The following is a 7185-nucleotide window of genomic DNA, read 5'->3' on the forward strand; positions in this document are numbered from 1 at the left end:
GACGCTTCGCCGATCACCTCGCGGTGACCTGCGCACGGCTCGGGGCCGATGTGGTTCGCTACTCCTTCATCGCAGTGGACTTTCACCACCTACTCCTTGCCGGTCTACCGGCGCACTTAGAATTTGTCGATAGGAGATGGCATTCTCCTGAGGGTCTCCCGCTAACCGCTCCTCGATAAGCCGATGATGCCTACCCACACGCAAGGCGCGTTCTTACGCTTGCCTTGCGCGCCGTCATGTTCAACGGAGGCTCATCGGATGTTCCCTTCCATTCTTGCCGTCGGTATCGGCGGCGCGCTCGGCTCGCTGCTGCGCTGGGTGCTCGGCCTGCAACTCAACGCGCTGTTTCCCGATCTGCCGCTCGGCACGCTGGCGGCCAATGTCATCGCCGGTTATGTGATCGGCGTGGCGATCGCGTTCTTCGCGCGGCTGCCGTCTATCGCCATCGAATGGCGGCTGTTTGTCATCACCGGATGATGGGCGGACTTTCCACGTTCTCGTCGTTTTCGGCGGAAGTCGTCGCGAACCTTCAGCAAGGCAAATACGGCTGGGCGATCGGCGAAGTCGGCATTCATCTCGCCTCGTCGCTGGCGATGACCGCGCTCGGCATCGCGACCGTCGCGGGCATCGCGCGGCTGTCGCGTTCCATCACGCTCTAAACCACGCGCGTTTCGATCTGTGCGATCAACGCATCCTTCGACGACGCCTCGATCGACGCGCCGTCGAGCAGCGCCGTCCAGCGCCCGTCGCGATGCGCTTCCCATGTGCCGCGCTCGTGCCCGTCGATCTTGAGCGGACCTCGGGCGCGCAAGGACGAATCGGCGGGATCGAGCGTTTCGTCATCGTTGTGAAGCAGCGTCACGCGGGTCATGTCGTCACCTTTCGCGGTCGATGGTCATATCGACGATCAGCATAAGCCGCGCCGCGTCATGCACGCGACGCCGCCTGCAAATCGGCGAGATGACGCTGCTTCACGCCGAGGTCGTCCCAATGCATCGGATGACACGTCAGCACCAGAATCTGATGCCGCTTGGCCGCTTCGAGCAGCGCGCGCTTGATGCCTTCGCGACGCGCGTCGTCGGTATGGACGACTGCGTCGTCGAAGAGCAGCAGCGTCGGGCGGCCCGCCGCCTGCAGCAAATCCGCATACGCGAGCCGCGCGAGAATGCCCAGTTGCTCCTGCGTGCCGAAGCTCAGCGAATCGAGCGTTTCGGGCTGCTCGCCGCGCGCGAGCGACACCGGCGTCAAGCCGTCATCGACCGACAGTTCGCCAGCCGGAAACACGCGCTTCAGATAGAGCCCGAGCCGTTGCGTGAGCGGCGCACGCAGCGTGGCGATGGCCGTATCGCGTTCCTTGACGAGCACGGATTCGAGCAGATCGAGCGCATCCGCGCGCAAGCGCAATTGCTGGTGACGTCGATCGATCTGCTCGACCGATGCCTCGGCCAGCGCGAGCTTTTCGCCGATGCCTTCCGCGCCGCGCGCTTCGAGACTGCCGCGCAACTGCGCGATGCGGTTCTGCCGGTCGGCCTGCTCTTGCCGCAAGATATCCGCCGACTTCGCGTAGCGCTTTGCCTCCGCCGCCGGATCGTCGAGTTGCGCGGCGCTAAGCTTCTTGCCGCATTCGTCGAGTTCGCGCGCGTAGCCCTTCAGCAGTGTGTCTTTCTCGACGAATTGCACCTGACGCACCTCGCGATCGCGCACGAACGCCGGGTCCGCGAGACGCGCTTCGTTGGCGCCGAGCCGTTCGCGCACGGCCTGTTCGCCCGCCGATGCATTGGCCTTCTTCTCCGATGCGCCCACTTGCGCCGCGCGCGCATTTTCCAGCGCGATGCGCGCCGTATCGAACGCGCTTTTGGCATCGGCGAGCGGCAGCGCATGCGCGACATCCGGCAGCTTCGCGCGACGCTCGTCGGTGGCGGCGAGACGCGCGCGCGCCTGCACAAGTTCATCGCGCAAACTCTCGATGCCCTTCGGCGCGTGATGCTCCAGCATGCGCGCGTGCGTCGCTTTTTCGGCCGTCAGTTGCTGCCACTTTTCATGGCGCAGGTTCGCATCGGCGACGCTCGATACGCCCAGTTCGAGCAGCAGGCGCGCGTGCTCGCTTTCAAGTGCGCGCAATTGATCGATCAGCGCGGACAAGTCCGATTCGCCCGGCTTGATGATCAGCTCGCCGAGGCCCGGCAAATTCAGCGTCTTCTCGCTTTCCAGCAGCAGTTCGCCGCTGCCTTTGAGCGTCACGCCATCGACCGTGATCGCGCAGCTCAGCCGATACTCGATGCGCGTCAACGCCGCGTCCTTGCGCGCCAGCAAAGGCAGCATCGTTTCCGCCAGCACGCGCAGACGCTTCAGTTTCTTCGCATCGATTTCGACGCGCGCGGCCTGTTCCGTCAACGCGTGGATATCCGCGTTCGCGGTGTTGGCGCGGGTGAGCGCATCGTCGAGACAGGCGATATCGGCGCGATACAGCTTCGCGTGCTGATCGAGATCGCTCGCGGTCACGGCCGCATTCGCGAGCTCGTGCGCGGCGTGTGATTCGTCGTGACGCTTCTGCGCATCCGCAACCGCGAGCGATGCGCGTTGATGAGCGTCGCTCGCTTCCGCGACCGTCGCCTGCGCGGTCTGCAACGCGCGGCGATCGCGGTCGACAGCCTGTTCGAGATCGCGCGCGGCCTGTTCCTGCTGCATCAGATTCGCGTGCTGCGATTGCACGAGCTCGCGCTGCTGCAACAGATCGCGCTGCACGCGTTCGAGTTCGGCCGATGCCTTCGCGCGCTCCTGCGCCAGCGCCGCTTTCTGCTCGAGCGCTTCCCACGGCTTCTTGCGCTTCGCGTCGTCGTGTTCGGCTTGCAGCGACGCGAGACGGTTAATGTCTTCATCGAACGCGAGCTTGGATTCGCTCAGCGCATCGCGGTCGCGCCGCTTGGCCGCGAGTTCCGTTTCGGTCTGCGCGAGCGCGCCGGTCGTCTTCGATGTCTTCGTCAGCAGCTTGCCGCGTTCCGCCGACACCGCGCGAATCAACCCGTCCTCGCCGCCCGATGCATCGCCACCCGAGAGCTGCGACAGCGCATCGCGAACATAGCCGAACGCGTGGCCGCCCGAATCGCGGACCTTGTCCGTCTGACCCTGACGCACCCACAGCAAGCCCGGAATGCCCGCGTGTTCCGGCTTGCTCGCGCCGCGTTCGCTGCGCGAAAAGCCGAGCAGTTCGGCGAGCTTTTCTTCGGCTTCGTCCTCGGCGAAGCTTTGCGTGCCGATCCGCAACTCGCAGCGGCTCTTGCGCACGAAAGACTTCTTGAGCACATGCGGCACGCCGTCGACGCTGAACTTCACCTCGACCGTTGGCTGCCCGTCCGGACGATGCGCGGGCACGATCGCGCCGAGCGTCGAGACCTTGTAGCGTTCCAGAAACACCGTGCGAATTGCTTCGGCGATGGTGCTTTTGCCCGCCTCGTTCGGCCCGGCGATGATGTTCAGCCCCGGCTCGAAGCGGTCGATCACGAGCTTGTCCGCGAGCTTGCGGAAATCCTGAATGGCGATGCTTTCGAGAATCACGCGGCCCCCGCTTCGTTTCGATCGTTGCGACCATCGCGCTGAAAACCCGCCAGCAGCAGCAAGGCTTCCGATGCCGCCGCCGCAGTCGCTTCGTCCGCCTGCAACTCGCGCAGACGCGTGACCACATTGGCGAGATAACCGCTGCGCGCGCCGAGCGCGGCCAGGTCTTCCTCGGTCGGCAACACCTTGAGTTCGCTCGTCGATGCCCGCAAGGCCCGCACGCGCGCCCGCGCTTCCTCGATGGCGACATGCAGCGCTTCGGCCTCCGCGAGCGCGGCGCTGCCCGTCACGCGAATGCGCAATACATCGCTGGCGTCGAGCGCGTGCAACTGCTGACGCAGCATGTCGACATCGCTCGATACGGCGATTTCCGGCATCCAGTCCCTCCAGCGATATTTGCCAACGCGCACGCGCTCGACTGCGGGAACATCGCCCGGTGCGTCGATCGTCACGTCGAGCACATAACCCGGCTCGTTCGCGCGAAAGCGATCCTGCTCCGGCGTGCCCGCATACCAGATGCGCGGGTTCACTTCGTAAACGCCGTGCCAGTCGCCGAGCGCGAGATAGTCGAGCCGCGCGGTCTCGGCGCGCGTCGGCGCGAGCGGATTCGCGGAGTCGATGCCTTCCTGCAAAATCCCGCTCACGCTGCCATGCGCGATGCCGATGCGGAACAGTTCCGCCGGCGTCTCGATACGATCGAAGAATTCGGTGGTGTCGTCGTAGGTGTTGCGCTGAGTGAGCGGCGCATGCAGCAGCGCGAGGCGCGCATCGTCGAGCGTCATGACGCCCGGTTCGAGCAGCAGCCTCACGTTGACGGGCACGCAGTTCAGGCGCATCGCGCGCGTCCAGACGCTTTCGGCGAGCGCGGCATCGTGATTGCCGGGCAGCATGAACCACGGTCCCGCGAAGCCCACGAGCACCGCGAACAGCTTGCGGATCACGGTGTCCGAAACGGTCTGCTGATCGAACACGTCGCCCGCGACCAGGATCGCGTCGACGTTTCGTTCGGTCGCGAGCGTGGCGATGCGCCTCACCGTTTCGAAGCGCGCCTCGGTCAGATGAGCCGCTTCTTCGGCCGTGAACTGTCCGAATTGCGTGCCTATTTGCCAGTCTGCGGTATGCAGGAATCTCATCCTCGGTCCTTACCGTTCTCGTGTTTTATGTTCGCGCGAAAGCGTTCGATTCTAACAGAGCCGCTTCATCGCGCCATCGATTCGAAAAGCGAGCCGCAACGCGCACAGAAACATCAACCGGCTACGCGCCGCACGTCGATTCGATCATGCAATCGGGACGTTTCATGACCCGTTCGCGGACGTTCGCCGCCCGGGCCGCTCATGTCGCCGCGCCACGCATTGAACTAACATACTGGTTCGGATCGAAGTCACATGTGTCGTCGCGTCGCTATATTGCGCGGCGCCTTCAACCTCATACCCGCGCGATGAAACTCGAAACGATTTGGCCCGAGGAGTCATACGGTTGCGAAGGATGGTCAGGCGAGATGGCCCGGCGTATCGCCGGCTTCGACTGGTCGGACACCGCGCTCGGGCCCATCGGCCAGTGGTCGAAGAGCCTGCGCGCCACCGTGCAAATGCTGCTCGCCTCGCCCGTGCCGATCGTCATGTTGTGGGGCCGCCCCGGCACGATGATCTACAACGACGCCTACTCGGTTTTCGCGGGCGGGCGGCATCCGTTCCTGCTCGGCAAACCGGTCGAGGAAGGCTGGCCGGAAATCGCCGAGTTCAATCGCAACGTGGTCGATACGTGCCTGTCGGGCGCGACGCTGTCGTACTCCGATCTGCGTCTGACGCTGCATCGCAGCGGGCTGCCCGAGGACGTGTACATGGACCTCCATTACAGTCCGCTCGCCGACGACGACGGCAAGCCCGCGGGCGTCATCTCCATCGTGTTCGAGACGACCGGCAAGGTGCTCGCCGAAGAACGCCGCGATGCCGCCGAACGCGCCTTTCGCGAAGCCAACCGGCGGCTGCAACTCGCGCTCAGTTCGGGCTTCGTGCTGGGCACCTGGGCATGGGACGTGAACGCCGACCGCTTCAGCGGCGACGAGCGCTTTATCAAGACCTTCTCGCTGGCCGATCAGCCCGAAGACAACTTTCTGTTCGATGCGCTCGCCGCGCGCGTGCATCCCGACGACAGACAACGCCTGCGCGATGCGATGAGCGCGGCATCGTGCAGCGGCGACGGACGCCACGAGATCGAGTTCCGTCTGCGCATGCCGGACGGGACGTATCGCTGGGCACTGTCGAGCGGACGCTGCGAGTTCGACAGCCATCGACGTCCGGTGCGTCTGCCGGGCGTGCTGGTCGATATTCACGAACGCAAGATCGCCGAGGACAAGCTGCTCAAGCTGACGCAGACGCTCGAAGAACGCGTGGCCGAAGCGGTGACCGCGCGCGTCGAGGCGGAGGAACGCTTTCGTCAGGTGCAGAAGCTGGAGGCCATCGGCAATCTCACGGGCGGCGTCGCGCACGACTTCAACAACGTGCTGCAGATCATCTCGGCGAATCTGCAACTCATCGAACTCAAGATCAAGGACGATCCCGACCTGATCCGCCGCCTGCATACGATCGGCGGCGCGGCGGCAAGCTGGCGTCGCAGATGCTGGCTTTCGCGCGTCGTCAGCCGCTCAATCCGGCTGTCGTCGAACCGGGCAAGCTGGTCGAGGACATGTGCGATTTCCTGCAGCGCGCGCTGCCCGAATCGGTCAAGCTGCGCACGTCCGTGTCGTGCGATGCGTGGAATCTGTTCGTCGACCGGCATCAACTGGAAAACGCGCTGCTGAATCTCGTCATCAACTCGCGCGATGCGATCGACGGCACCGGCCACATTCAGCTCGAAGTGACCAATGCATCGCTCGGCGATAAAACCGGCCTCGCGCTGCCCGCCGGCGAATACGTGCGGCTCGCCGTCACCGACGACGGCGCGGGAATGCCCGAGAGCGTGAAAGCGCGCATGTTCGAGCCGTTCTATTCGACCAAGGCCGAAGGTCAGGGCACGGGCCTCGGCCTGAGCATGGTGTTCGGCTTCGTGTCGCAGAGTTCGGGCTGCGTCGATGTACAAACCAAGCTCGGCGAAGGCACGACGGTGGCGCTGTACTTCCCGCGCTGCACGCAGACCGAATCGCGCGATACGCAGACGGTGCGGTCACGCGCATCGAAAGGCGGCGAGACCGTGCTCATGGTCGAGGACGATGCCGACGTGCGGCTCGCGGCCATCGACATGCTCGCGCAACTCGGCTACAAGGTGCTTTCCGCGCAGGACGCGGACGCCGCGCTCGCGACGCTGCAACAGAACGCCGATATCGACCTGCTGTTTACCGACGTGGTGATGCCCGGCACCATCCGCGCCAACGAACTCGCGCGCATCGCGAGCGCGCCGCCGTACCATGCGCGCGTGGTGTTCGCGTCGGGCTATACGCGCGACATCATCTTTCACGAAGGACGGCTGGACGAAGGCGTCGTGCTGCTGAAGAAGCCCTATAGCTTCGATGATCTTGCAAGGACGATCAGGCAGGCGTTGGATGCGTTGGTTTGAGGATTGGAGGACCGAGGGCTCGGAGTATCCGGTTTGGGCACACGCTTGCCAGATCATGCAAAAATAACCCACCCCGCC

At 64.6% G+C, this 7185-nt stretch carries 5 protein-coding genes, 1 pseudogene and 1 riboswitch; of the genes and pseudogenes, 3 read left to right on the plus strand and 3 right to left on the minus strand.

The genetic code is table 11. The features are described from left to right. Positions 1-123 precede the first annotated feature (123 nt). Positions 124-200: riboswitch (Fluoride riboswitch) on the plus strand. A 58-nt stretch (positions 201-258) separates the two neighbouring features. Further along, positions 259-659 (plus strand): annotated as a pseudogene (crcB, locus tag BVER_RS28375) (fluoride efflux transporter CrcB). On the opposite strand, the gene BVER_RS28380 reads toward crcB, so the two are convergent. From BVER_RS28380 to BVER_RS28390, 3 genes are read right to left on the minus strand one after another with little or no spacing between them, the layout of a single operon-like run. Continuing rightward, positions 656-871, minus strand: coding sequence for a hypothetical protein (locus tag BVER_RS28380; RefSeq protein WP_050456082.1), 216 nt, complete (start codon positions 869-871; stop codon positions 656-658). The pseudogene crcB and the gene BVER_RS28380 sit on opposite strands and share 4 nt — an antisense overlap. 56 nt (positions 872-927) lie before the next feature. Continuing rightward, entirely contained in the window at positions 928-3555 is a 2628-nt protein-coding gene (locus BVER_RS28385; RefSeq protein WP_050456083.1) for an AAA family ATPase, read from the minus strand. Beyond that, positions 3552-4688 (minus strand): metallophosphoesterase family protein, encoded by a 1137-nt coding sequence (locus BVER_RS28390; RefSeq protein WP_050456084.1) that lies wholly within the window; start codon positions 4686-4688, stop codon positions 3552-3554. Before BVER_RS28390 ends, BVER_RS28385 begins: the two co-directional genes overlap by 4 nt. Positions 4689-4993: 305 nt before the next feature. On the opposite strand from BVER_RS28390, the gene BVER_RS36610 reads away from it, so the two are divergent. Then, positions 4994-6355 (plus strand): PAS domain-containing sensor histidine kinase, encoded by a 1362-nt coding sequence (locus tag BVER_RS36610; RefSeq protein WP_440588109.1) that lies wholly within the window; start codon positions 4994-4996, stop codon positions 6353-6355. Beyond that, positions 6241-7107: an ATP-binding protein gene (locus BVER_RS36615; RefSeq protein ID WP_440588110.1), complete on the plus strand. Its 867-nt coding sequence runs from the start codon at positions 6241-6243 to the stop codon at positions 7105-7107. The genes BVER_RS36610 and BVER_RS36615 overlap by 115 nt, the downstream gene beginning before the upstream one ends. Positions 7108-7185 lie beyond the last annotated feature (78 nt).

It is taken from the genome of Candidatus Burkholderia verschuerenii, from assembly GCF_001189365.1.
In the GTDB taxonomy this organism is placed as follows: domain Bacteria; phylum Pseudomonadota; class Gammaproteobacteria; order Burkholderiales; family Burkholderiaceae; genus Caballeronia; species Caballeronia verschuerenii.